Source organism: Glaciibacter sp. 2TAF33 (assembly GCF_052114945.1).
In the GTDB taxonomy this organism is placed as follows: domain Bacteria; phylum Actinomycetota; class Actinomycetes; order Actinomycetales; family Microbacteriaceae; genus Cryobacterium.
Map to the genome: position 1 here is coordinate 222,951 of NZ_JBFRFS010000001.1, position 24,864 is coordinate 247,814.

At 68.3% G+C, this 24,864-nt stretch carries 22 protein-coding genes; 18 read left to right on the plus strand and 4 right to left on the minus strand.

All coding sequences use genetic code 11. The annotated features are described in order from the left end of the window. The first annotated feature begins 2 nt into the window (after positions 1–2). From AB4Y94_RS01125 to AB4Y94_RS01145, 5 genes are all read left to right on the plus strand, one after another. Positions 3–1,571 (plus strand): aldehyde dehydrogenase family protein, encoded by a 1,569-nt coding sequence (locus AB4Y94_RS01125; protein ID WP_441723916.1) that lies wholly within the window; start codon positions 3–5, stop codon positions 1,569–1,571. Further along, positions 1,568–2,431, plus strand: a complete 864-nt coding sequence (locus tag AB4Y94_RS01130) for an aldehyde dehydrogenase family protein (RefSeq protein WP_441723918.1) — start codon at positions 1,568–1,570, stop codon at positions 2,429–2,431. Before AB4Y94_RS01125 ends, AB4Y94_RS01130 begins: the two co-directional genes overlap by 4 nt. Positions 2,432–2,600: 169 nt before the next feature. Beyond that, positions 2,601–4,160, plus strand: coding sequence for an SDR family oxidoreductase (locus tag AB4Y94_RS01135; protein WP_441723920.1), 1,560 nt, complete (start codon positions 2,601–2,603; stop codon positions 4,158–4,160). Between the two features lie 77 nt (positions 4,161–4,237). Beyond that, positions 4,238–5,137, plus strand: a complete 900-nt coding sequence (locus tag AB4Y94_RS01140) for a glycerophosphodiester phosphodiesterase (protein WP_441723922.1) — start codon at positions 4,238–4,240, stop codon at positions 5,135–5,137. 75 nt (positions 5,138–5,212) lie between these two features. Next, the gene (locus AB4Y94_RS01145; RefSeq protein ID WP_441723924.1) at positions 5,213–5,773 is read left to right on the plus strand and encodes a GDSL-type esterase/lipase family protein; all 561 of its coding nucleotides are present in this window, start codon (positions 5,213–5,215) and stop codon (positions 5,771–5,773) included. 15 nt (positions 5,774–5,788) lie between these two features. Here the strand turns inward: AB4Y94_RS01145 and AB4Y94_RS01150 are convergent, their stop codons facing one another. Both AB4Y94_RS01150 and AB4Y94_RS01155 read right to left on the minus strand, forming a co-directional pair. Further along, entirely contained in the window at positions 5,789–6,094 is a 306-nt protein-coding gene (locus AB4Y94_RS01150; protein ID WP_441723926.1) for a metal-sensitive transcriptional regulator, read from the minus strand. Next, positions 6,087–8,291 carry a heavy metal translocating P-type ATPase gene (locus AB4Y94_RS01155; protein WP_441723928.1) on the minus strand — a complete coding sequence of 735 codons (2,205 nt, stop codon included), beginning with the start codon at positions 8,289–8,291 and terminating at the stop codon, positions 6,087–6,089. The genes AB4Y94_RS01150 and AB4Y94_RS01155 overlap by 8 nt, the downstream gene beginning before the upstream one ends. Before the next feature lie 189 nt (positions 8,292–8,480). Between AB4Y94_RS01155 and AB4Y94_RS01160 the strand changes: the two genes are divergently transcribed. The 5 genes from AB4Y94_RS01160 (at position 8,481) to AB4Y94_RS01180 (ending at position 14,692) form a co-directional block, all read left to right on the plus strand. Then, on the plus strand, positions 8,481–10,403 hold the full coding sequence (locus tag AB4Y94_RS01160; RefSeq protein ID WP_441723929.1) for a DUF2207 family protein: 1,923 nt from the start codon (positions 8,481–8,483) through the stop codon (positions 10,401–10,403). Continuing rightward, entirely contained in the window at positions 10,403–10,771 is a 369-nt protein-coding gene (locus AB4Y94_RS01165; RefSeq protein WP_441723931.1) for a DUF6804 family protein, read from the plus strand. The genes AB4Y94_RS01160 and AB4Y94_RS01165 overlap by 1 nt, the downstream gene beginning before the upstream one ends. Positions 10,772–10,978: 207 nt before the next feature. Continuing rightward, complete coding sequence (locus AB4Y94_RS01170; protein ID WP_441723932.1) at positions 10,979–13,168, plus strand: DEAD/DEAH box helicase; 2,190 nt, start codon at positions 10,979–10,981, stop codon at positions 13,166–13,168. 117 nt (positions 13,169–13,285) lie between these two features. After that, on the plus strand, positions 13,286–14,314 hold the full coding sequence (locus AB4Y94_RS01175; RefSeq protein WP_441723934.1) for a 6-phosphofructokinase: 1,029 nt from the start codon (positions 13,286–13,288) through the stop codon (positions 14,312–14,314). 99 nt (positions 14,315–14,413) lie between these two features. Continuing rightward, positions 14,414–14,692 carry a hypothetical protein gene (locus tag AB4Y94_RS01180; protein ID WP_441723936.1) on the plus strand — a complete coding sequence of 93 codons (279 nt, stop codon included), beginning with the start codon at positions 14,414–14,416 and terminating at the stop codon, positions 14,690–14,692. On the opposite strand, the gene AB4Y94_RS01185 is transcribed toward AB4Y94_RS01180, so the two are convergent. Next, positions 14,689–14,943, minus strand: a complete 255-nt coding sequence (locus AB4Y94_RS01185) for a mycoredoxin (protein ID WP_441723937.1) — start codon at positions 14,941–14,943, stop codon at positions 14,689–14,691. The genes AB4Y94_RS01180 and AB4Y94_RS01185 overlap by 4 nt on opposite strands. Before the next feature lie 57 nt (positions 14,944–15,000). Here AB4Y94_RS01185 and AB4Y94_RS01190 point away from each other — a divergent pair, with 57 nt between their 5' ends. The 3 genes from AB4Y94_RS01190 (at position 15,001) to AB4Y94_RS01200 (ending at position 17,135) form a co-directional block, all read left to right on the plus strand. Further along, a complete protein-coding gene (locus AB4Y94_RS01190; protein WP_441723938.1) occupies positions 15,001–15,474 on the plus strand; it encodes an 8-oxo-dGTP diphosphatase in 474 nt (157 codons plus the stop codon). 135 nt (positions 15,475–15,609) lie between these two features. Beyond that, a complete protein-coding gene (locus tag AB4Y94_RS01195; protein WP_441723939.1) occupies positions 15,610–16,803 on the plus strand; it encodes an anion permease in 1,194 nt (397 codons plus the stop codon). Continuing rightward, on the plus strand, positions 16,800–17,135 hold the full coding sequence (locus tag AB4Y94_RS01200) for a peptidase (RefSeq protein ID WP_441723940.1): 336 nt from the start codon (positions 16,800–16,802) through the stop codon (positions 17,133–17,135). Before AB4Y94_RS01195 ends, AB4Y94_RS01200 begins: the two co-directional genes overlap by 4 nt. Positions 17,136–17,210: 75 nt before the next feature. On the opposite strand, the gene AB4Y94_RS01205 is transcribed toward AB4Y94_RS01200, so the two are convergent. After that, positions 17,211–18,488, minus strand: coding sequence for a uracil-xanthine permease family protein (locus tag AB4Y94_RS01205; protein WP_441723941.1), 1,278 nt, complete (start codon positions 18,486–18,488; stop codon positions 17,211–17,213). Positions 18,489–18,594: 106 nt separating this feature from the next. Here AB4Y94_RS01205 and AB4Y94_RS01210 point away from each other — a divergent pair, with 106 nt between their 5' ends. The 5 genes from AB4Y94_RS01210 to AB4Y94_RS01230 all read left to right on the plus strand — a co-directional run bounded on the left by AB4Y94_RS01210 (position 18,595) and on the right by AB4Y94_RS01230 (position 24,860). Then, the gene (locus tag AB4Y94_RS01210) at positions 18,595–20,178 is read left to right on the plus strand and encodes a carboxylesterase/lipase family protein (protein WP_441723942.1); all 1,584 of its coding nucleotides are present in this window, start codon (positions 18,595–18,597) and stop codon (positions 20,176–20,178) included. Positions 20,179–20,316: 138 nt separating this feature from the next. Next, entirely contained in the window at positions 20,317–21,747 is a 1,431-nt protein-coding gene (locus tag AB4Y94_RS01215; protein ID WP_441723943.1) for an NCS2 family permease, read from the plus strand. A gap of 110 nt (positions 21,748–21,857) precedes the next feature. Further along, complete coding sequence (locus AB4Y94_RS01220; RefSeq protein ID WP_441723945.1) at positions 21,858–22,190, plus strand: hypothetical protein; 333 nt, start codon at positions 21,858–21,860, stop codon at positions 22,188–22,190. Positions 22,191–22,447: 257 nt separating this feature from the next. Further along, entirely contained in the window at positions 22,448–23,893 is a 1,446-nt protein-coding gene (locus tag AB4Y94_RS01225; protein WP_441724085.1) for an aspartate ammonia-lyase, read from the plus strand. Positions 23,894–23,948: 55 nt separating this feature from the next. Beyond that, positions 23,949–24,860, plus strand: a complete 912-nt coding sequence (locus tag AB4Y94_RS01230; RefSeq protein ID WP_441723947.1) for an alpha/beta fold hydrolase — start codon at positions 23,949–23,951, stop codon at positions 24,858–24,860. Positions 24,861–24,864 lie beyond the last annotated feature (4 nt).

Here is a 24,864-nt window from a genome sequence, read left to right on the forward strand (position 1 = left end):
CCATGAGCTTCCTCGAATACGCCCCGGCCCCCGAGTCGCAGGCGATCCTCAACCTCCGGAGCGACTACGGCCTCTTCATCGGCGGCGAATTCGTCGCCGGCAACGGCACGCCGTTCCAGACTATCTCACCGGCCACCGAGAAGCGCATCGCGATGGTCGCCAATGCCAACCAAGCGGATGTCGACACCGCCGTCGCCGCGGCCCGTCGCGCCTACGAGACCACCTGGTCGCGCCTGTCCGGCAGCGACCGCGGCAAGTACCTGTTCCGCATCGCCCGCCTGATCCAGGAGCGCGCCCGTGAACTGGCCGTGGCCGAGAGCCTGGACAACGGCAAGCCGATCAAGGAGACCCGCGACGTCGACGTTCCGCTGGTGGCGGCGTGGTTCTTCTACTACGCCGGCTGGGCGGACAAGCTCGACCACGCCGGCCTCGGGCCGAACCCGGCCGCGCTCGGCGTGGCAGCCCAGGTCATCCCCTGGAACTTCCCACTGCTCATGCTGGCGTGGAAGATCGCTCCGGCCCTCGCCGCCGGAAACACTGTGGTGTTGAAGCCTGCTGAGACCACTCCTCTCACCGCGTTGCTGTTCGCGGAGATCTGCCAGCAGGCCGATCTGCCCGCCGGGGTTGTGAACATCATCACCGGTGCCGGTGACACCGGGCAGGCGCTGGTCAACCACCCGGATGTCAACAAGGTCGCCTTCACCGGGTCCACAGCCGTCGGCCGCGCCATCGCGCGCTCGGTGGCCGGCACAGAGAAGAAGATCACCCTCGAGCTCGGCGGCAAGGGCGCGAACATCGTCTTCGATGACGCACCGATCGACCAGGCCATCGAAGGCATCGTCAACGGCATCTTCTTCAACCAGGGCCAGGTCTGCTGCGCCGGCAGCCGGCTGCTGGTGCAGGAGTCGATCCACGACGAGGTCGTCGACCGGCTGAAGGCCCGGCTCTCGACCCTCCGCCTCGGCGACCCGCTCGACAAGAACACCGATATCGGTGCGATCAACAGTTCAGCGCAACTGAAGCGCATCAGCGCCCTGTCCGACATCGGCGAACAGGAGGGCGCCGAGCGCTGGAGCGCCGAATGCGAGATCCCGGAGAACGGGTTCTGGTTCGCCCCGACCATCTTCACCAACGTGTCGACCAGCCACCGCATCGCCCGCGACGAGATCTTCGGCCCGGTGCTGTCGGTGCTCACCTTCCGCACCCCGGCGGAGGCCATCGCCAAGGCCAACAACACCCCATACGGGCTCTCCGCCGGCATCTGGACCGACAAGGGCAGCCGCATCCTCGCGGTCGCCGACAAGCTCCGCGCCGGTGTGGTGTGGGCGAACACCTTCAACAAATTCGACCCGGCCAGCCCGTTCGGCGGTTACAAGGAGTCCGGCTACGGGCGCGAGGGCGGCCGCCACGGGCTTGCCGCGTACCTGAAGCCCGCCGATTCCCGCCCCGGACGGCGCGCTGTCACCGCCACCGGCGAGACCACGCGCTCGATCACCGCGGTCGAGACCGACGCATCCGCCGTTGCTTCCCCCACGCAGAAGCCCGCCGCACGAAAGAAGGCCGCCAAGTGACCCGTCTCGCTGTTCCCAAGACCTACAAGCTCTACATCGGCGGCACGTTCCCGCGCAGCGAGTCCGGGCGGGTCTACGCGGTCGCAGCCAAGAACGGCGACTTCCTCGCCAACGCGGCGAAGGCCTCCCGCAAGGACGCCCGCGACGCGGTCGTTGCCGCGCGGGCCGCGCTCGGCGGCTGGGCCGGCAGCACGGCCTACAACCGCGGGCAGGTGCTGTACCGGATCGCCGAACTGTTGGAAGGCCGTCGTGCCCAGTTCGTCGACGAGATCGTGCACGCAGAGGGCGTGAGCACGGCGGCGGCCTCGGCGCAGGTCGACGACGCCATCGACCGCTGGGTCTGGTACGCCGGCTGGGCAGACAAGTACGTGCAGGTCGCCGGCAACGCGAACCCGGTCTCAGGGCCCTACTTCAACATCTCGGTGCCAGAGCCCACCGGAGTCGTCGCGATTGTGGCGCCGCAGGGCGCCGGCTCCCTGGTCGGCTTCGTCAGCACGGTCGCGCCGCCGCTGGTCGCCGGCAACACCGTTGTCGTGATCGCCAACGAGAGCATGCCGCTGTCGGCGATCAGCCTCTCCGAGGTGCTGGCCACCAGCGACGTGCCAGGCGGGGTGGTCAACGTGCTCACCGGCTCGCCCGCCGAGATCGCGCCGTGGCTGGCCAGCCACGCCGACGTGAACGCACTCGACCTCGTCGGCGCCGGCGCCCTCGACTGGATCGACCTGCAGATCGCGGCCGCAGACACGCTCAAGCGGGTGTTGCCGCCCGAGAACGGTCCGGAAGCCGCGACCCCGTCGCTGGACCGGATCACCGCCTTCACCGAGACCAAGACGGTGTGGCACACCAAGGGCCTGATCTAGCGCACAGCACGGCGGTCGCGTCGCGGAAACCGGACGAATCGCGCCCCGGTAACCCAGAATCGGAGGAAGTCGTACTCCGAAGCGCCGGCATCCGGTTTTCGCGACGCCGAGGCGTTTCGCGACGGCGCTGAAGTGCTGTGCCCGGGCGAAGCGGGCGTAGGCTCCGGCCATGACCACCGTGCCGACGACCAGCGTGCCGACGACGGTGCTCGTGACCGGGGCGACCGGCTATATCGGCGGCCGACTGGTTCCGCGCCTGCTGGAAGCCGGCTACCGGGTCAGGGTGATGGTGCGGACCCCCGAACGGCTGCGGGACGTGCCGTGGGCGGGCGACGTGGAGATCCTGCAGGGCGACCTGACCGACCCTGCCGCTGTGCGCACGGCCTGCGACGGAGTCGACGTGCTGTACTACCTGGTGCACTCGATGGGCGCGGGCGGCGACTTCGAGGCGACGGAACGGGCATCCGCCCACGCCGTCGCCGACGGTGCGGCCGCGGCCGGCGTCTCCCGGATCGTCTATCTCGGCGGACTGCACCCGGCGGAGGGAAAACTGTCGCCGCACCTCAGATCGCGCCAGGCGGTGGGCCGGATTCTGCTGGAGTCCGGCGTGCCCACCGTCGCCCTGCAGGCCGGTGTGGTGATCGGTTCCGGGTCGACGTCGTTCGAGATGATCCGGCACCTCACCGACGTGCTGCCGTACATGCCGGCGCCGAAATGGGTGCGCAACCTCATCCAGCCGATCGCGGTGCGTGACGTGCTGTACTACCTGATCCAGGCCGCCGAGCTCCCGCCGGAGGTCAACCGCAGCTTCGACATCGGCGGCCCCGACGTGCTGCGCTACGGCCAGATGATGAACGGATACGCCCTCGAGGCCGGGCTCCGGCAGCGTCCAATCGCAGCGTTGCCGGTGCTGACGCCCTGGCTGGCCGCGCAGTGGGTGAACCTGGTCACGCCGATCCCGAGGCGCCTCGCGATCCCGATCATCGAGTCGCTGCAGTACGACTGCGTGATGCACGACAACGACATCGACGGCTACATTCCGCCGCCGCCGGGCGGACTCACCGGCTACCGCCGTGCGGTCAGCCTCGCGCTCGGACGGATGCGCGACGGCGAGGTCGAGACGAGCTGGCAGAACGCCACGGTGGGCAGGTCGTCGGCCGACGGCGCCTCGAGCAATGCGCTTCCCAGCGACCCGGACTGGGCCGGCCACCTGGTCTACACCGACCTGCGGGAGCGCCGCACCAGTGCGGCGCCGGCCGACCTGTGGCGTGTCATCGAAAGCATCGGCGGGGAGAACGGCTGGTACTCGTTCCCGCTCGCCTGGGCGCTCCGCGGATGGATGGACAAGATCGTCGGCGGTGTCGGACTCCGCCGCGGCCGGCTCCACCCCGACCGCCTGCACACCGGCGACGCGCTCGACTTCTGGCGCGTCGAGCGGATCGACCGCGGCCGGCTGCTCAGGTTGCGCGCTGAAATGCGTGTGCCCGGTCGTGCCTGGCTGGAAATGGAAGCCGAACCGGCAGCGGATGACGACGGCTCGGTCTACCGCCAACGCGCGGTGTTCTTCCCCCGCGGTCTCGGCGGACGCCTGTACTGGTGGGCGATCCTGCCTTTCCACGGGGTCATCTTCGCCGGGATGGCCAACCGGATCACCGCCGCAGCGGTGAAACCGGTGGCCTCGACGAAACCGGCGGCATCCCCCCCTGAGCTGGGGGGCGCGGGAATGTAACGAACGGGTAACGGACCCAATAGAGTGGCGGGACTGCCCGCCGCACCGTCGCCGCGAGCAGCCAGGAAGGCTCGTGGTTGAAGAAAGCGGGACTGGGCGCATTCCGGCCCACACGGGTGAAGTCGGTCGTCCTCGCGGTCACGGCGACCGCTGCCCTCAGCGCCGTCCTGATCCTGGGTTCCGTCTCCGGCCAGGTCTACGCAGCGGATGTATTCGGCACCCTCCGGGCACCGGGTGACGTTGCGTTCATCGCCGGGCACCGGGGCGACCGGTCGCTGGCGCCGGAGAACACCATGCCCGCGTTCGAACTCGCCCTCGCCGGGCCGATGGCGTTCGTGGAGACCGACGTACAGCTCTCCAGGGACGGCGTGCCTGTGTTGTTCCACGACGTCACCCTTGAGCGCACCACCAACGGGCGCGGCCAGGTCTCCGAGCACACCGCGGCACAGCTGGCGAAGCTGGACGCCGGTACCTGGTACGGCGCGGCCTACGCCGGAACCCGCATTCCGACCCTCGACCAGTTCCTCGCCCTGCTCGCAACGTCGGAGAAGAAGGCGCTGGTGGAGCTGAAGTTCGGCTGGAGCGCCGAGCAGCTGCGCGGGGTGGTCGAGCTGATCAACCGGCACGGCGTGCGCTCGCAGGTGGTCCTGCAGGCGTTCAGCATCGACACCCTGGTCAATCTCCAGCAGGTCGCCCCGCAGTTCCCACGGGTGATGCTGGTGCGCGAGCTGCCGGCAGATCCGGTGCCGATGGCGCGCCGCTTCGGCGTCCTGGCACTGGCGACGACCGCGAAGGCGGTGGCGCTGGCACCGGATGCCGTCACCCGGCTTCACCGGGCCGGGCTCGGGGTGATCTGCTACACCCTCAACTCGGAGGACACCTGGAGCGAGGTGCGCGCGCACGGGGTCGACGGCATCATCACCGACATTCCCAGTGACCTCGATGCCTGGTTGGCGGCGACGTCGACCGGAACCTGATGGTGAGCCGGGAGCGCGCACCGGCGACCCTAGCCAGCATCGCGCGTTCGGTGCATGATGAGGGTGGAGGCAAAGATGTCGGGATCGATCGCTTTCGTCGGAGACGGCCTGACCGCCGGTGGGCGGTGGGAGGAATGGTTCCACGGATACACCGTGCACAATCTGGGCGTCAGCGGCAACACGACCGACGACGTCATGGCGCGCCTGCCGGAAATCGCCGAGTTGCGCCCGGACGCCGTGGTACTCCAGGTGGGAACCAACGACGTGGGCTGGCGACGGTCCGACGAGTACATCGTGCGCAACATTGAGACGATCCTGGTTCTCCTCCGCAGGGGCCTGCCCTCGGTCCGCCTGATCATCCAGTCGGTGGTGCCGCGGGAACGCGAATACGCCCCCACCATCCGTTCGATCAATCGCCACCTGTGGCAGTTCGCTCCGACGCAGAAGGTGGTCTACCTCGACCTGTGGCCGACGCTCGCGCAGCCGGACGGCGAGCTTGACCCCGCGTACTCTGAGGATCGGCTTCATCTCACGGACGCGGGCTACGACGCCTGGATCGCGGTCCTGAAGCCCGCCGTCGAGGACATTTTCGAGCGGCCACCGGTCACCAGCGCAATCCCGGTCCAACAGGTGTAGTGGCGCGGTCCGGCGTCAGGACCGCACCAGGCGCGCGATCGCGTCGGAGGCTTCCTTGATCTTCGCCTCGGCCTCCGCGCCGCCGGCGATGGCCGCGTCGACGACGCAATGGCTCAGATGGTCGTTCAAGAGCCCCAGCGCCACCGACTGCAGCGCGCTGGTCATCGCCGAGACCTGGGTCAGGATGTCGATGCAGTACTTCTCGTCGGTGACCATGCCCTGCAGCCCGCGGGCCTGGCCCTCGATCCGCCGCAGCCGCTTGAGGTAGTCGTCCTTGTTGCTGATGTAGCCGTGGGCGCCGTCGTGCGTGTGGTCAGTCATCGAGGTCCGTTCCAGGTGTGATGGCGTTCGGCCGCAGGTCGAGTCTCCGCAGCAGTTGCGCGTTGAGGGCGACGACGATCGTCGACACTGACATCAAGATGGCGCCGACGGCCATCGGCAGGACGAACCCCACCGGTGCCAGCACCCCGGCGGCGAGTGGAACGGAGAGCAGGTTGTAGCCGGCGGCCCACCATAGGTTCTGTTTCATCTTTCGATAGCTGGCGTGGGAGAGCTCGATCACCGCGAGCACCGACCGCGGGTCGTCACTGGCGAGGATCACCCCGGCCGACGCGATGGCGACATCCGTCCCCGCTCCGATGGCGATGCCGACGTCCCCCTGGGCCAGGGCTGGCGCATCGTTGATGCCGTCGCCTACCATCGCGACTCGGCGTCCCTCCCGCTGCAATGCCGCCACGATCGCCGCCTTGTCACCGGGTTTGACCCCTGCGAACACCCGGTCGATTCCGAGTCCCGCCGCCACCGAGTGTGCGACGGCCTCGGCGTCACCGGTAATCATCACCACGCGGATGCCGCGCGCCTGCAGGGCGGCGACCGCCTGGCGGGATTGCCGGCGCACGTCGTCGGCGAGACCGATGGCTCCGACCACGTCGCCGTCCGCGAGCACGTGCAGGATGATCGCGCCCTCTGCGGCCCAGGACTCGGTCATGCCCAGGGCTTCGGCGCCGTCGCCGGCCAGCATGGCCGGTCCGCCGACGCTGATCCTTCGGCCGGCCACGGTCGCCGTCACGCCGAGCGCGGCCGACGCCTGGAAGCCGGTCGCGGCGGGAACGCTCAAGCTGCGCGCCTGTGCCGCCGCGACGATCGCCTTCGCCAACGGATGCTCGCTGTCGGCCTCGACGGATGCGGCCAGTGCGAGCATCTCAGGCTCCGACTGGCCGGCCGGGACGGCAAGGTGGGTGACCACGGGCTCGCCGCGGGTGAGGGTGCCGGTCTTGTCGAACAGCACGGTGTCCACGGTGCGCATGCTCTCCAGGGCGAGGCGGTCCTTGACCAGCACACCACCGGCGGCCGCACGCTCGGTGGCGATCGACACGACGAGCGGGATCGCGAGCCCGAGGGCGTGCGGGCAGGCGATCACGAGCACCGTGATGGTGCGGATGACGGCGTCGTCCGGGTGGCCGAGCATGGTCCACGCGATCGCCGTGAGCACGCCGGCGCCGAGGGCGAACCAGAACAGCCAGCCGGCGGCCGTGTCGGCGATGCGCTGCGCGCGCGACGACGAGTTCTGCGCATCCGCTACCAGCCGACGGATGCCGGCCAGCGCGGTATCGTCGCCGATCGCGGTGACCCGCACGCGCACCGCCGTATCGGTGGCCACAGTGCCCGCGACGACGCGGGCGCCGGGGCCGCGGCTGACCGGGCGCGACTCGCCGGTGATCATGGACTCGTCGACGTCCGCCGTGCCTTCGGTGATGTCGCCGTCCGCGGGAATCCGGCCGCCGGGGCGCACAATGACGATGTCCCCGACTCGGAGGTCAGTGGGGGGGACCACGCTCACGGTGTCACCGCTGGCGTCGACGCGTTCGGCCTCGTCGGGAAGCAGGGCGGCGAGGGATTCGAGAGCGGTCGACGTGTGCGCCAGCGAGCGCATCTCGATCCAGTGGCCGAGCAGCATGATCACGATGAGAAGCGCGAGTTCCCACCAGAAGTCGAGTTCGCGGTCGAGAAGGCCCAGGCGCGACCCCCAGGAGGCGCAGAAGGCGACGGTGATCGCGAGGGCGATCAGGAGCATCATGCCCGGCTTTTTCGCCTGCAGCTCGGAGACGGCGCCGGTCAGGAACGGCGTGCCGCCCCAGGCGAACATGACAGTGCCGAGGACGGGGGAGATCCAGGTGACGAGTACCGAGTCCGGCAGTGGGTAGCCGAGGATGTCGGCGAACATGCCGCTGAAGAAGACTGTCGGGACCGCGACCAGGAGCATGATCCAGAACAGGCGCCGGAACTGGCCCGCGTGATCGCCGTGCCCCGCGTGCCCGGCGTGCCCGGTGTGCATGTCGTGCCCCGCGTGGGCGTCGTGCCCCGCGTGCCCGGTGTGCATGTCGTGCCCGGCGTGCGTGTCGTGCCCCGCGTGCCCGGTGCGCATGTCGTGCCCGGCGTGCGTGTCGTCATGGCAGACGTCGACGGGTTCATCGTGCGCCTGGTGCTGGGGAGTAGGGATGTGCTCGCGGTCGCTCATGCACCCAGAATATACCCCCCATGGGTATACAAACCAAGACTGCCCCGCCGATTTGCCCACTTCTGCTGTCGTCGCTGCCGGAACACAGCAGATTCGGGCGAATCGGCGTTCGCGGGCGGGCGATCAGCCGCGCAGGGCGGCATGTGCGGGGTGTCAGAAGCGCGGCATCCGCTTCGCTAGTGTGGGGGGATGCGTCGATTTGCTCGCCTGGCCGTGACGTCGATTCTCGGCATCGCCGCACTCTTCACCGTCGCCGCACCGGCCGCCGCGCTGACATCCGTCCCCGCCGCCACCACTGCCGCGTCCGCCGCCGCCCCCGCCGTCCCCGCCGCGGCGCACACCGGCACCGACGACTTCAGCTTCGACTCCTGGCACTCGGACTACCGCCTCGGCCGCGACTCCGAGGGGCACTCCACCCTGCTCACGACGGAGACGATCGTCGCCCGGTTCCCGGAGATCAACCAGAACCACGGCATCCGTCGCGCCATTCCCACCCACTACCGAGGACACCCGACCGACCTCACGGTCACGGCCGTGACCGACGCGGACGGCACCCCGCGCAGCTTCGAGACCGACGATGACAGCGACGACAGCGGCGACTACCTCGTTGTCACGATTGCCGCGGACGATTTCGTCCACGGGCCGCAGACTTACGTCATCACCTACTCGCAGCGGCACGTGATCCTGTACCCGGACGACGCTGACGATGAGGAGTTCTACTGGCAGGTGAACGGCACCGGCTGGGCCCAGCCCTTCGGCGCGGTCACCGCGACCCTGCACATAGACCCGACGCTGGTGCCGCACCTCACCGGCGATACCGCCTGCTTCACCGGGGGCACCGGGTCGACCGCGGCCTGCGACAACATCAGCGGCGAAGCAGACCGCGACGGATGGCGCGTCGAGGCGACGGCGGCGGATCTCGCGGCACACGAGGGCCTCACCATCGACGTCGGCTTCAAATCCGGCACCTTCGTCCCGCGCGACGATTCCTTCACCGCGAACCCGTTCCCCAGCCTCGGCCTGGCCGGCGCCCTGGCCGGTCTGCTGGCCCTGGCCACGGCGGCCGTGATCCGGCTCACCCGCTGGAGCAGCGCACCCGGTCGGCCCACCATCATCGCTGAGTACCTCCCGCCCCGTGGCGTGAACCTGCTGACCGCCGGCGACATCGCCGGCTCCGCCGCGAAAAGCCGATCGATGGCGGCCCAGTTCATCAGCCTCGCCGTCCGCGGCAACGTGCGTGTCCTCGAGGGAGAGGGCACGAAGCACTTCCTGCTCGAATTCGCCCACGCCGACGGGGCTGACGCGACCGAGCATTCCGTGCTGTCTCACCTGTTCCCCGGACTCCAGCCCGGCACCATTCGTGACCTCACGGACAAAGACGCGGCGCTGTCGAAGGGCCTGCAATCCGCGCTTCGCTCTGCCGGGAAGCGGGTCTTCGCCGAGGGGCTCCGGGAGCACCGCGGCGGTTCGGCGCGGCGCTGGCTGACCGCGGCGGCGATCGTCGCAGGGGTGATCGGCGTGGTGGGAAGCGTCATCGCCCTGGCCACCGAGGTGGGCGGCGGCTGGCCGCTGCTCACGTTGTTCCTGTCGATCATCGTCACAGCCGGAACGCTGGTCACCGGCTACACCGTCCGCCCGCTCACTTCGGCCGGCGCGGAACTGCGCGACTACCTGAAGGGCCTCAGCCTGTATATCAAGCTTGCCGAAACCGATCGGCTCCGCGTGCTGCAAAGCCCGCAGGGCGCCCTCCGGTCCCCATACCGGCCTGACCCGCCGGCCCAGATCCCCCTGGCCGCCGGGGATGAATCCAACTGGCCGTTGCAGGTCCTGAAGCTCTACGAACGCGTGCTCCCATACGCGGTGCTGTTCAACCAGGAGAAGCAGTGGTCCAGGGTGTTAGGCGACTACTACGCCAGAAGCGGGTCCCAGCCTGACTGGTACTACGGGTCAGGGGCATTCAATGCGGTGTACTTCGCGGCCGGCGTGAGCGCCTTCGCGAGCAGCACCACATCAACCTGGTCCGGTACTGCCACCAGCTCGTCGAGTTCCGGCTTCAGCGGCGGCGGGTCGGTCGGCGGCGGAGGCGGCGGCGGCGGGGGAGGGGGCGTCTGATGATGGCTCCGAAGAAACCGGTGCAACGCAGGCAGGGCACACCGGCAGAACCCACCTTCACCCGCTCGGCCCTTGCCCCCGGGTTGCTGGGCGCGATCGCGCTCCTCGCCGGGCTCGCGCTCCTCGACGTCGACAGCTTCATCATCATCCGCTATGTGGTCAGCATCCTCGCCATCATCATCTGCATCTTCGTCGTCCAGGCGAAGGCGTGGTGGTGGCTGGTCGTGCTGGTGCCGATCGCGGTGATCTGGAACCCGGTGTTCGTGATCGACCTGCACGGCCAGGGCTGGGTCTCTGCGCAATTCATCGCGGCGCTCGCCTTCATCGTGGTGGGAATCCGAACCAAAGTGCCCGTGAAGGCCGAATGACGCGTGAGAGCGGTGTTCGCCGGGCGTAGACTTGCGTACACGCCCGGAGAACCCGGTCACCGTCTCGACCGTGTGGCTGCGTGACAACGCTCGTGAGCCGCAACGCTCCCGATCGCGTGACGCAGTCGACATGCTGCTCGATTCAGGGTTTCGGCGTATCGACGAGCAGTCGTCTACGGATGCTGCTCCTTTCGTGAAGTGAGAACAATGGCTTACTCCCGCCAGCAGTCAGGTTTCAGCGGACGTGCGAGCACCGGCACCAGCAGTGGCGGCCGAAACCGTACCCGAACCCGCTCGCACGATGACGACGCGCCCATCATCCCGATCCTTGCCCGCAAGGTGCGCGAGGTGGAGGCGAAGGCCCAGGGCAAGGGGAAGCTCGGTCCCACCAACCGCACCAAGTTCCAGGTCATCGCACTGCTGATGCGCGAAGAACGCGCCAGGGTCAAGACCAGCCCCGAGGTGGCGGACGCCGACCGTCCGGAACTGCTGAAGCGTCTCGATGGCATCGCCCAGATCCTTGCGAAGACTGCGGCGCGCGACACCAGCCTGATCACCCTGCTCGAGCCTGATGCGTCAGTCTCCACCGTCGCGCAGCGCTTCCGCCGGGACTGGCTGCTCGAGTCCGGCGCCGAACTCAGCCCGGACGAACTCATCATCACCCGTGAGCCAGAAGCCAAGCCGCTTCTCCCCGAGAACCAGGTGATCCCGCAGTCGGTGAAGGCCAGGCAGCTGGCGAACCCGTTCCTGGCCCCCGACTTCAGCGCACTGCAGCCGCAACCGGTCGTCCCCGTGCGCCGCCTCGCCAACTGGGAGCTCCTCGGGCCGCTGTTCAAATCCTTCGAGTACGGGTCGGGAGGACAGGCCGCCAGCATGGACCTGCCCGAAGCGCCACCGATCGACCGCCTCGCCCCGCGGGGCATGGAACTGATGCGCCACCAGGCCCGCTTCATCGAGAGCGCGAGGCTCGGCCACCGCAGCTACCTGCTCGCCGACGAACCGGGACTGGGCAAGACCGCGCAGAGCCTGCTCGCGGCATCCGTCGCCGGCGCCTACCCGCTGCTGGCCGTGGTGCCCAACGTGGTGAAGATGAACTGGGCACGCGAGGTCGAATTGTGGACCCCGCACCGCAGGGCCACCGTCATCCACGGCGACGGTGACAGCCTGGACGCCTTCGCCGATGTGGTGATCGTGAACTACGACGTGCTCGACCGGCACCTGGCCTGGCTCGGCACCCTCGGGTTCAAGGGCATGGTCGTCGATGAGGCGCACTTCATCAAGAACCAGCAGTCCCAGCGTTCCAAGCACGTGCTGGCCCTGGCCGAGCAGATCCGGAAGCGCACCCCGGGCGGCAATCCGCTGCTGATGGCCCTGACCGGAACGCCGTTGATCAACGACGTGGACGACTTCCGGGCGATCTGGCAGTTCCTCGGCTGGATCGACGGCGACAAGCCGACCGCCAAGCTGATGGCGAAGCTGGAGGAGACCGGGCTGACCCCGGCCGAACACGGCTTCTATGCCGAGGCGCGCGCATCCGTCATCGATATGGGGATCGTGCGCCGACGGAAGGTCGACGTGGCCGCCGACCTTCCCGCCAAGCGCATCGCCGACCTGCCGGTTGAACTCGACGACGACCTGGGCCGGTCCATCCGCCAGGCCGAGCGCGAACTCGCGGCCCGGCTGGTCACCCGCTACCAGGCGCTGGTCACCGCCCGGTCCACCGGGTCGAAGCGGATGGTGCCGGACGAAGACCAGCGCTCCGCCTTCGTCCGCGCCGTCGCCCACGCCGAACTCGAAGAGTCCAAGGGCGTCACCACGGGGGAGAACGTGTTCACCATGGTGCGGAAGATCGGCCAGGCCAAGGCCGGCCTCGCCGCCGACTACGCCGCCCAGTTGGCCAGGTCGGTGGGCAAGGTCGTCTTCTTCGCCAAGCACATCGACGTCATGGACATCGCAGAGGAGACGTTCGCCAAGCGCGACCTCCGCACCGTGTCGCTCCGCGGCGACCAGTCGGCGCTCGAACGCCAGGCCGCCATCGACGCGTTCAACAACGACCCGGAGGTTGCCGTTGCGGTCTGCTCGCTCACCGCGGCGGGCGTCGGCGTCAACCTGCAGGCATCCTCGAACGTGGTGCTCGCCGAGCTGAGCTGGACCGCCGCCGAGCAGACGCAGGCCATCGACCGGGTACACCGGATCGGGCAGGATGAACCGGTGACCGCCTGGCGGATCATCGCCGCCCACACCATCGACGCCCGCATCGCCGAACTGATCGGCAGCAAGCAGGGGCTGGCCGCCCGGGCGCTGGACGGGTCGGAAGAAGAAGTCGGCTCCGCCGATTCGGTGCAGGCGAGCGCCCTCATCTTCCTGCTCACCCAGGCGCTGGACGGGAAGTTGTAGGCGAAGCCGCCACGCGGCATCCGCTGAACGAATTTGAGTCTGGCCACCCGGCGCACCATGATGTGTAGACGGTGATGGAGCCGACATGATTCTGTTCGCATGAAGGAGCTTCACGAGATGAAAATCGGTATCCTCACCAGCGGTGGCGACTGCCCCGGCCTCAACGCGGTCATCCGCGGCGCCGTGCTCAAGGGCGTGCTCGCACACGACGCCGAATTCGTGGGGGTCCACAACGGCTGGAAGGGGCTGGTCGAGGGCGACTTCCTCAAGCTCGACCGGCACAGCGTGCGCGGCCTCTCCAAGCAGGGCGGCACAATCCTCGGCAGCTCCCGCACCAACCCGTTCGAGGGCGAGAACGGCGGGCCGGAGAACATCCAGCGCACCCTCGACGCGGAGGGCATCGACGCGGTCATCGCGATCGGCGGCGAGGGCACCTTGACCGCGGCCCGGCGCTTGACGGATGCCGGGCTGAAGATCGTGGGCGTGCCCAAGACCATCGACAACGACCTGGCCGCCACAGACTATTCGTTCGGCTTCGACACCGCCGTCGAGATCGCCACCGAGGCCATCGACCGCCTGCGCACCACGGCCGAGTCGCACGGCCGCTGCATGGTGGTCGAGGTGATGGGCCGCCACGTCGGCTGGATCGCGCTGCACTCCGGCATGGCCGGAGGCGCGCATGCCATCCTTATCCCCGAGCAGCCCAAGTCCATCGAGCAGATCTGTGCCTGGGTGGAGCACGTGCGCGATCGCGGCCGTGCCCCGCTCGTCGTCGTGTCGGAGGGGTTCCTGCTCGCCGGCATGGAGGAAGCGCACTCGCACAAGGGACTCGACGCGTTCAACCGGCCGCGTCTCGGTGGCATCGCCGAGCTCATCGCGCCGGAGATCGAGTCACGCACCGGCATCGAGTCGCGCGCCACGGTGCTCGGCCACACCCAGCGCGGCGGGGCGCCGTCGGCGTACGACCGGGTGCTGGCCACCCGCCTCGGCATGGCGGCGATCGACGCCATCTACGCCGGGCAGTGGGGCTCGATGGTGTCGCTCTCTGGCACCGACATCAACATCGTGAGCATCGCGGACGCGACCGGCGGCCTGAAGACGGTTCCCCAGGCCCGTTACGACGAGGCCGCCGTCCTCTTCGGCTAACCCCCGTCTTCACCTCCGCGAAACCGCAGTAGTTGGGTTTATCAGGGCCTCATAACCCCAACAAGTGCGGGTTCGCGGAACTGGTGGCAGCATGGGCGCATGGGAAACGGAACGCAGGACGCACCGATCGAGCACGGCAGCTTCGACGGGTCGTTCGACCAGAAGAAGCAGGGGATCCTCATCCAGGTCGCGGCCGACACCATCGGGCAGTCGCACACCGACGTGGTCGCGATGCTCACGCAGCGCCTGGGCGAAGCCGGACTGCCAGCGGATGCCGCTGAGATCGACGATCTCGTGCGCAACCTGCCGTCGATCGACTCGCAGCGGACGGCGGAGAACCGCGACGCCCGTGAGGGTGACGGCGACCTGCCCGCTTAGGCCAGTTTGGCCTGCACCTGGGCGAGCGACGGGTTGGTCGCCGCCGAGCCGTCCGGGAACAGCACGGTGGGCACGGTCTGGTTGCCGTTGTTCAGGCTCATCACCAGCTGCGCGGTGCCGTCGACCTCCTCGATGTTCACCTCGCGATAGCCGACGCCGCTCTTGTCGAGCTGCGTCTTCAGGCGCGAGCAGTAGCCGCACCAGCTGGTGGTGAACATGGTGATGGTTCCGGAATCGGGCAGAAAGTCCATCTCCGCAGCCTAACCGAGCCACCTGTGCGCGCCCGCAGGATGGTTACGATGGGCTGCATGAACCTGCCACAGGTGTGCGTCTGCTACCTCGTCCGGCGTGGCCCGCACGGCCGCAGACAGGTGCTGCTCGGCCGGAAGAAGAAGGGCCTCGGCGCGGGGAACATCGTCGGCCTCGGCGGCAAGCTGGAACCGGGGGAGAGCGCAGCGGATGCCGCGGTGCGGGAGATCGAGGAAGAGTCGGGCCTCGTCGTCCAGGCATCCGCCCTCACCTCACTGGGTCTCCTCACCTACCTGTTTCCGCACCGGGAGGCGTGGAGCCAGGAGTCCAGCGTGTTCGTCTGCACCGAGTGGACCGGCACGCCCCGGGAGTCGGATGAGCTGAACCCGGAGTGGTTCGACGTGGACACGCTGCCGGTGGACGAGATGTGGGACGATGCCAGGCACTGGCTGCCCGGCGTCCTGACCGGCGTGCCCGTTCGGGCCACTTTCACGTTCGGGGAGGACCTGGCCACGGTCGTCGCGCGCGGCTGAACCTGCCCCTGTCCCCGGTGGGCTGAGTTGACCTGACCCGCTCAGAGTGTCACTATCAATCGGGTCCGATTTACGGCTCACCAGAATCGCCTGAACACCCGGCTCGCCGTGTTCATAACGCAGAGAAAGACGCCGGTGGATTTCACCCTCATCGTCGTGCTGGTCATCGCACTGGCACTCATCTTCGACTTCACCAACGGATTCCACGACACGGCGAATGCGATGGCCACCCCCATCGCGACCGGCGCGATGCGTCCGAAGGTGGCTGTGGCTGTGGCCGCCGTGCTCAACCTGGTTGGCGCCTTCCTGTCCACCGAGGTGGCCAGAACCGTGTCCGGCGGCATCATCAGGGAGGGCGAGGGCGGCATCCAGATCACCCCGGAGCTGATCTTCGCCGGCCTGATCGGCGCGATCGTCTGGAACCTGATCACCTGGCTGCGCGGGCTCCCCTCCAGCTCCAGCCACGCCCTCTTCGGCGGGCTGATCGGGGCGGCCATCATCGGCGTCGGGTTCCAATCGGTGGACTTCGGCGTCGTGGTGTCCAAGGTAATCCTGCCGGCGCTGATGGCCCCCCTGATCGCAGGAGTCGTCGCCTTCATCGCGACCAAGCTCGCCTACGCGATCACCCGGCGTGACATCGGCAAACCGGACGGCCGCGGCGGATTCCGCTACGCCCAGATCTTCTCCTCGTCGCTGGTGGCCCTCGCCCACGGCACCAACGACGCCCAGAAGACCATGGGTGTTATCACCCTCACCCTCATCGCCAGCGGCGCCCAGGCCGTCGGCACCGGACCGGAGTTCTGGGTGATCGCGGCCTGCGCGCTCGCCATCGCGGTCGGCACATACACGGGCGGCTGGCGCATCATCCAGACCATGGGCCGCGGCCTCACCGAGGTCAAGCCGGCCCAGGGCTTCGCCGCGGAGACCAGCACCGCCGCCGCGATCCTCGCCTCGAGCCACCTCGGCTTCGCCCTCTCCACCACCCAGGTCGCGTCAGGCTCGGTCATCGGCTCCGGGCTCGGCCGTCGGGGCGCGACGGTGCGCTGGGGAACAGCCGGGCGGATCGCACTCGGCTGGGTGCTCACGTTGCCGGCAGCGGGCATCATGGGGGCGTTCGCCGCCGGCCTGGCGCAGCTCGGCACCATCGGGATCGTACTCGACGCCGTCATCGGCGCCATCGTCATCGGCGGGATCTACCTCTGGTCGCGGCGCGAAACCGTCGTGCACACCGCCGGCATCAACGAGATCGACGACGCCGGCCGCGTGGTGAAGATCCGCAAGACCCCCAGGAAACCGCCGCGGCAGGACCGGAAGAAGGTGGCACTGTGATCGATTGGGCAGCATTCCTGGTGGTTGCGGGCGTCTCGGTGCTCGCGGCGTCCGTCATCGTCAGCCTCTACTCGCTGGGCCTGAGACTCCTGACCACGGCCGGCAAACCGCCGGTCGGGGAACCGCTGGAATTCACCGGCGCCATCACGGTCGTCACCCCGGCGCGTGCCGCGAAAGAGGCCAAGCGAGCGCGCAAGGCCGCGAAGGCGAACCCGCTCAGCCCCGCCCAGAAGCGGATGTCGCTGGTCGCCGCATACGCCTGTTTCGTGCTCTGCGGCGTTGCGGTGTTGTACGGCGTGTACCTGATCGTTCCAGCGCTGCACCGCGGCTAGAGCAGCGGCCGGCAAAGGATCCGCGGGGGCCGCTGCCGGCGATCGCGACGGATGCGCCGGCAGCATGCCGTACCGCTACGCGGTGCCGCGCACCCGGCCCACCCACGCCATCACGTGGTAGATCACGATCGCGGCGATGGTGCCGAGGGCGATGCCGTTGAAGCTCAGTGTTCCGGCATTCCAGGTGAAGTCGGCGATGCCGATGATCAGCGCGGTCGCAGCAGTGAACTGATTCACCGGCTTGCTGAAGTCCACCTTGTTGTCGAGCCAGATCTTCACGCCGATGATGCCGATCAGGCCGTACAGCGCCGTCGTGACGCCGCCGAGCACGCCGGCCGGAATGGTGTTGATGACCGCGCCGATCTTGGGGGAGAGGCCGAGCAGCACGGCGACGCAGCCGGCCACCCAGTAGGCGGCGGTCGAGTAGATGCGGGTCGCCGCCATCACGCCGATGTTCTCCCCGTAGGTGGTTGTTCCCGAACCGCCGCCGACACCGGCGAGCATGGTGGCAAGGCCGTCGGCGAGGAGTGCCCGACCGGTCAGGCGGTTGATGGCGGGGTCCTCGACCATCTGCGCCACGCCTTTGATGTGGCCGACGTTCTCGGCGATGAGCACCAGCACCACCGGAAGGAATGCCGGCAATACGCCCCATACCGCGGCGTCCTGGAACGGGTTCGCCGGGGCGGTGAAGTCAGGCAGGCCCACCCAGGCGGCGTCGGCGACCTTGCTGAAGTCCACCTCGCCCCCCAACACCGCGGCGACGTATCCGACGACCACGCCGAGGAAGATCGACAACCGGCCGAGGATGCCGCGGAACAGGACGGTACAGAGGATGACGGCGGCCAGGGTGATTGTCGCGGTCAGCGGCGCGAGCATGAAGTTGCTCTTGGCGACCGGAGCCAGGTTGAACCCGATCAGGGCGACGATCGCTCCGGAGACCACCGGCGGCATCAGGACATTGATCCACGCGGTACCGGTGAGCTGCACGATCACACCCACGATGGCCAGGAGGAAGCCCACGGCGAGGATGCCGAACAGGGCGCTCCCCATGCCGGCTGTCGCCGTCGCCGCGGTGATCGGCGCGATGAACGCGAACGAGGAACCGAGGTAGCTGGGCAGCCGGTTCTTCGTGACGAGCAGGAAGAGGAGCGTTCCGATGCCGGAGAACAGCAGCGTGGTGGACGGCGGGAAGTCGGTGAGCAGCGGCACCAGGAAGGTGGCGCCGAACATTGCGACCACGTGCTGGGCACCGATCCCGATGGTGCGCGGCCAGGTCAGGCGTTCCGCCGGACCGACCACTTCGAGCGCCCCGACCGACTTCCCGTCGCCGTGCAATGTCCAGGGCAGCGCCATAGTTCCTCGTTCCAGTCGTTGGTTTGGGTGTTGAATAGGGCAGCGCGGAACGTTCAGTTCACGAATGTGGCCCCTGCCGATCGTAGTGAAGAATTAGGATCTCGACGTGAGTCGTCTCACAACACGCACCGGGCGCCCGGACCCGCTCGATATTCGGGTCGGCGATGGACTCGTGCGCGGGATCGCGGAGCGCGGCGTGCGTGCCTGGCGGGGGATCCCGTACGCGGCTGCCCCGGTCGGCCCGCTGCGGTTCCTCGCCCCGCAGCCACCTGAGCCGTGGAAGGGCGTGCGTCCCGCCCACGAGTTCGGGCTGGTGGCCACGCAATTGCACAAGGGCCAGTTCATCGGAGCGCACCCGCGGATTCCGCAGGGCGAAGACTGCCTCAACCTGAACGTCATCGCGCCGGACGCGCCGAGCACACCGGGCGTCCTTCGCCCGGTGATGGTGTTCATCCACGGCGGTGCCTACAGCGTGGGGTCCTCCCGTGAAGTGCCCCGGCAGGGCGAGGTCCTGGTCAGGGCCGGCGGCGTCATCTACGTCAGCCTCAATTACCGGCTGGGCGCGCTCGGATACCTCGATTTCACCCGGTACTCCACGCCGGAACGCCGGTTCGACAGCAACCTGGGCCTCCGCGACCAGGTTGCCGCCCTGCGCTGGGTGCACGAGAACATCCGCGCCTTCGGCGGCGATCCGGATGCCGTCACCGTGTTCGGTGAGTCCGCCGGCGGCAACGCTGTCACCACTGTGATGACCGTGCCCGCGGCTGCGGGCCTGTTCCAGCGGGCGATCGCCCAGAGCGCTCCGGCGAATGCGGTGTACCCGCCGCTTCTCACGGCGGAGTGGGCCGGGGAGTTCGTCGACATCCTCCGGGGGCTCTCCGGCGAAGGCCCCCTCGCGGGCACGGGCGCGGCCGATCCTGGGGTCGCCGAGACAGTGGAGCTGCTCACCACCACAACTCCCGACCTGCTCGCGCTGGCGACCGCCGTGCTCACCCGTCAGGCCCCCGACCACGTCCCCGGCACCATCCCGCTCTGCCCGGTCATCGACGGCGATTTCCTGCCGGAACGGCCACTGGACGCATTCCGAGACGGGCGCGCCCACCCGGTGCCCCTGATCATCGGGACCAACGCGCGGGAAGGGTCGCTTTTCAACGGGCGGATCGACATCCTCGCTTCGACCCCGTTCCGGGCGAAGGCCATCTTCCGGAAGACGAAGAAGAAGGCGCGCAGGGCGATCAAGGCGCAATACCCTGGATTCCCGCTGCGCCCGGCCGCACTCGACCTCGGCGGTGACTACTCCTTCTGGTACCCCAGTGTGAAGGTCGGGGAACGGCACTCGCGCTACGCGCCGGTGTGGTTCTACAGGTTCGACGCTGCGCCCCGGCTGGTGCGATGGATGGGCCTCGACGCCACCCACGGGCTGGAGATGTACCCGCTTTTCGGCAGGTTGAACGGCGTGCTGGGGCGAGGCATGACGGTGCTCGGTGGCCGGCGCATGTTCAGGTCCGTCGGCGCCAGGATGCAGCTGTGGTGGCTGAACTTCGCCACCACCGGAATCCCGGATGCCGCGTGGCCGCGTTACGACGAGACCGAGCGGGCGACGCTCATCATCGATGAGACCGACCGCATCCAACTCGACCCGCGCGGCGACCGCCGCCGGGCCTGGACTGACTTCGTTCCGCACCTCTGAGCTGTCGAGCCTGGCCCGGAAGGGAGCATGGCCCGCGGCGCATAGACTTATTGCCTGAGAATCAGCCGAGTCATCCACCGGGAGAACATCATTTCCACCACTGAGACGCACACGTCCACACCGTCACCGCAGCCGGGAATGAAAGGCCGGCTCGACCGGTTCTTCGAAATCACCAGCCGGGGATCCACCTGGGCTCGTGAGACCCGCGGCGGCGTGGTGACGTTCGTCACCATGGCCTACATCGTCATTCTCAACCCGTTGATCCTCGGCGGGTTCAGCGCCGACCAGGCCGCCGTCGACGTTGCGGGCGGTTGGCTCCCCAACGCCCAGGTTGCCGCTGTCACCGCGTTGACCGCCGGTGTGATGACGATCCTGTTCGGCGTCGTCGCCCGCCTCCCGTTCGGCTTCGCGGCCGGCCTCGGAATCAACTCGTTCCTCGCTGCCAGCGTTGTCGGCCAGGTCACCTGGGCGGAGGCGATGGGCCTGGTGCTGATCAACGGCCTCATCATCGTGCTGCTGTCGTCGACCGGCCTTCGGGCAATGATCTTCGACGCCGTTCCACAGCAGCTGAAGATCGCCATCACCGTCGGCATCGGCATGTTCATCGCCTTTATCGGACTGGTGGATTCAGGCTTCGTCCGCTCCAGCGGCACGGCTTCCCCGCCCGTGCAGCTCGGCGACCACGGCTCGGTGGTCACCCTTCCGACCACGGTCTTCGTGATCGGGCTGATCCTCATCGGAATCCTGATGGCGCGCAAGGTGAAGGCGGCGATCCTCATCGGCATCGTTGCCACCACGATCATCGCCGTCATCCTCGAGGCGATCTTCAAGGTCGGCCCGTCGCTCGGCACCAACCCGGCGGGCTGGAACCTGAACGCCCCGGTCCTGCCCTCGACCATCGTCGCAGCCCCCGACTTCGGCCTCATCGGCCAGGTGAGCTTCGGCGCCTTCGACCGGATCGGCGCCCTCGCGGCGATCATGCTCGTGTTCACGCTGGTGTTCACAAATTTCTTCGACGCCATGGGCACGATGACCGGCCTGGCCAACGAGGCCGGCCTCTCTGACGCGAAGGGCAACTTCCCGCGACTGAAATCGGCACTGATCGTGGAAGGTGTGGGCGCTGTCGCCGGCGGCGCGGCATCCGCTTCATCCAACACGGTGTTCGTCGAGTCCGGAGCCGGCATCGCTGAGGGCGCGCGCACCGGGTTTGCCAACGTGATCACCGGCGTGCTGTTCCTCGCGGCGATGTTCTTCACGCCGATCACCCAGATCGTGCCGCTCGAGGTCGCAGGCGCAGCCCTGGTCATCGTCGGTGCGCTGATGGTGTCGCAGATCCGGCACATCGACTTCGCCGAATTCTCGATGGTGCTGCCGGTGTTCCTGACCATCATCATCATGCCGCTGACCTACTCCATCGCCAACGGCATTGGCGCCGGGTTCGTCAGCTGGGTGCTCATCCGGTCGCTCTCGGGCAAGGCGAAGGGCATCAGCCCGCTGCTGTGGATCGTCGCGGCCGGCTTCCTGGTCTACTTCGTGCGCGGCCCGATCGAGCAACTGCTCGCGGGGTAGTACCCGGTCAGGTTCGGGGGATAACCCCATGGGCGGCGCCGGGGCGCTTCCGTAACGTTGTTGATGGCCGCAGACGTGGCCGACAGCAACTACCACAGGAGACCAGCATCATGTCAACCACCGCCCCGTTCCAGGCGCCCGCTCCCGCTTTCGCCCCGGCGGCGGCACCGACTGCCGTCGTCGCCGCGCCGAGCAGCCCGCTCAGCATCACCAGCCTCGTGCTGGGCCTCGCGTCGATCTTCGCCGGCTGGACGTTCCTCGCCCCGATCGCGGGACTCGTCACCGGAATCATGGCGCTCAGCCGTGAACCGCAGAGCCGCACCATGGCGATCTGGGGCGTCGTGATCAACGCGGTGATGCTTGCCGGGTCGCTCATCGTCGTGGCGATCGCGTTGATCGCCGGCCTGGCTGCGCTGCCCTTCCTCCCCGCCATGGCCTTCTAGCGCAGCACGCGAAACGCCCCTCCCGCACCGGGAGGGGCGTTTTCGCTGTTTCTGCTGTGGTTTCTTGCGTCTCAGGCTGGTCAGAGGGACATTCCGCGCGCCGGGCCCCGCTTTCGTGCGTGCGCCTCGGGATAGAGTGGAACGGTTAGGAGCCACAAGCTCATCCCCCAGGCAATGGAGCCAGCGTGTCCACAAGCGTGTCCGAAACCCCGTCTGCCCCCATCGAGTCCACCGACTCGCTGAACCAGGAGGAACCCATCACGGCCACTCCCGGATTCCGCATTGAAAGCGACTCCCTCGGCCCGCTCGAGGTCCCCGAAGACGCCTACTGGGGCGTGCACACCCGGCGTGCGATGGACAACTTCCCGATCGCCAAGCGTCCGATCTCGGTCTACCCCGACTTCATCGTCGCCCTCGCCTCCGTGAAACAGGCCTGCGCGCGCGCGAACAAGGAAATCGGCGCCCTGTCTCCGGAGAAGGCCGGCTGGATCGACGACGCCTGCCAGGAGATCATCGACGGCAAGTACCACGACCAGTTCGTCGTCGGCGTCATCCAGGGCGGCGCCGGCACATCGACCAACATGAACGCCAACGAGGTCATCTGCAACCTCGCCCTCGAGCGCGCCGGTTACGCCAAGGGCCGTTACGACATCCTGAGCCCGATCGACCACGTCAACCGGAGCCAGTCGACGAACGACACCTACCCGACGGCGATCAAGATCGCCCTCACGTTCTCGCTCAAACACCTGCTGCGCGAGCTCAAGGCGCTGCAGGGCTCGTTCTCCGCCAAGGGGGTCGAGTTCCGGCAGGTGCTGAAGGTCGGCCGCACCCAGATGCAGGATGCGGTTCCGATGACGCTCGGCCAGGAGTTCCACGGCTTCGCGACCACCCTGGGCGAGGACTACGACCGCCTCACCGAGACCGTCTGGCTGCTCGCCGAAATCAACCTCGGCGCCACCGCGATCGGAACCGGCATCACCGCGGACCCCGGTTACGCGGCCGCCGCCATCCGTCACCTCAATGTGATCACCGGCCTCAAGCTGGAGACCGCGCCGGACCTGATCGAGTCCACCAGCGACGCGGGCGGGTTCATGTCGTTCAGCGCGAACCTCAAGCGCAGCGCGATCAAGCTGTCGAAGATCTGCAACGACCTGCGACTGCTCTCCTCAGGGCCGCAGGCCGGATTGGGCGAGATCAACCTGCCACCGAAGCAGGCCGGTTCGAGCATCATGCCGGGGAAGGTCAACCCGGTGATCCCCGAGGTCGTGAACCAGGTTGCCTTCGCGGTCGCCGGGTCCGACGTCACCGTGACCATGGCCGCCGAGGGCGGGCAGCTGCAGTTGAACGCGTTCGAACCGGTGATCGCCCATTCGCTCCTGCAGAGCCTGGCCTGGATGACCCAGGCGATGTGGACCCTCCGGGTCAACTGCATCGACGGCATTACCGCCAACGAGGACCGTCTCGGTGCGATGGTCGGCTCCAGTGTCGGAGTGATCACGGCGCTGATCCCGCACATCGGCTACTCCGCGGCCGCTGCGCTGGCCAAGACCGCCCTGTTGACGGGCCGGAACGTCGCCGACCTGGTCGTGGAGTCGAAACTGATGACCCGCGAGGATGTCATGCGCGAACTGGAGCCCGGACGGCTGTCGGGCATGGAGCCCAATTCCGCCACGGCCACCGCGGCCACCCCGATCATCGAGTAGCGCCCCGCGCTGCAGGGAGCGAGCGTCGGAGGCGGGTGAGCGATAGCCTGACCCTGTGTCCATCTGGGTGCGCCGATCCCGTCGCGGGGAAGTCGTCGTCGACGAGGAACTCGCGCTGCTCGACGCAGCGATAGCCGACCGTGACTGGACGGTGGTGCCCGACGGCGCCCGTCTGTGGCGCTTCCCGGCGCCCAGCGGCTCCCTGGCGGTGACGTCGCTCGGCGACCCGGCCAGGCCGCGGGTGGTGCTGGTTCCGGGCGCGACCGGGTCCGCGGAAGACTTCCTGCTCCTCGCGCCGCTCCTCGTGGCCGCGGGATACTACGTGGAGAGCTACGACCTGGCCGGCCAGTACCGATCGGCCGCCGCCGGACCGCCGGAGGGGGAGCGGTACAGCTACGATCTGTTCGTCGGCGACCTCATCGCGTTCCTCGAAGCCGGCAGCCGGCCGGCGCACGTGCTGGGCTACTCCTTCGCCGGCATCGTCGCACAGATCGCGTATGCCCGGTGCCCCGACCTCTTCGCCACGCTCGCGTTCCTCGGGGTGCCGCCGCAGCCCGGGCAGACGTTCCGCGGTGTGCGCTGGATCGGACCGCTTAGCTACGTCATCCCGGAGCACACGATCGGGAACCTGCTGATCTGGGGCATCGTCACGAACCAGAACCATGTGCCGCCCGGGCGGCTCGACCTCGTGCGGATGCGCTTCGAGCACACCAGCCGGCAGAGCATCGACGACATCGTGCGATTGATGCGGCACACGCCGGACCTGCGTGGTGTGCTCGCAGCCGGCTGCATCCCCCTGCTCGTCGCCGTCGGCCACCGGGACCTCTGGCCCTCCGGCCTGCACCATGAGTTCGCGGCGAGTATCGGTGCCCGATTGTGCATCTACCGCACCGGGCACAGCCCGTGCGAAACCACCCCGCACCAGCTCGCCAGGGACCTCCTGGCGTTGTACGACCGCGCGCCGTGACCGC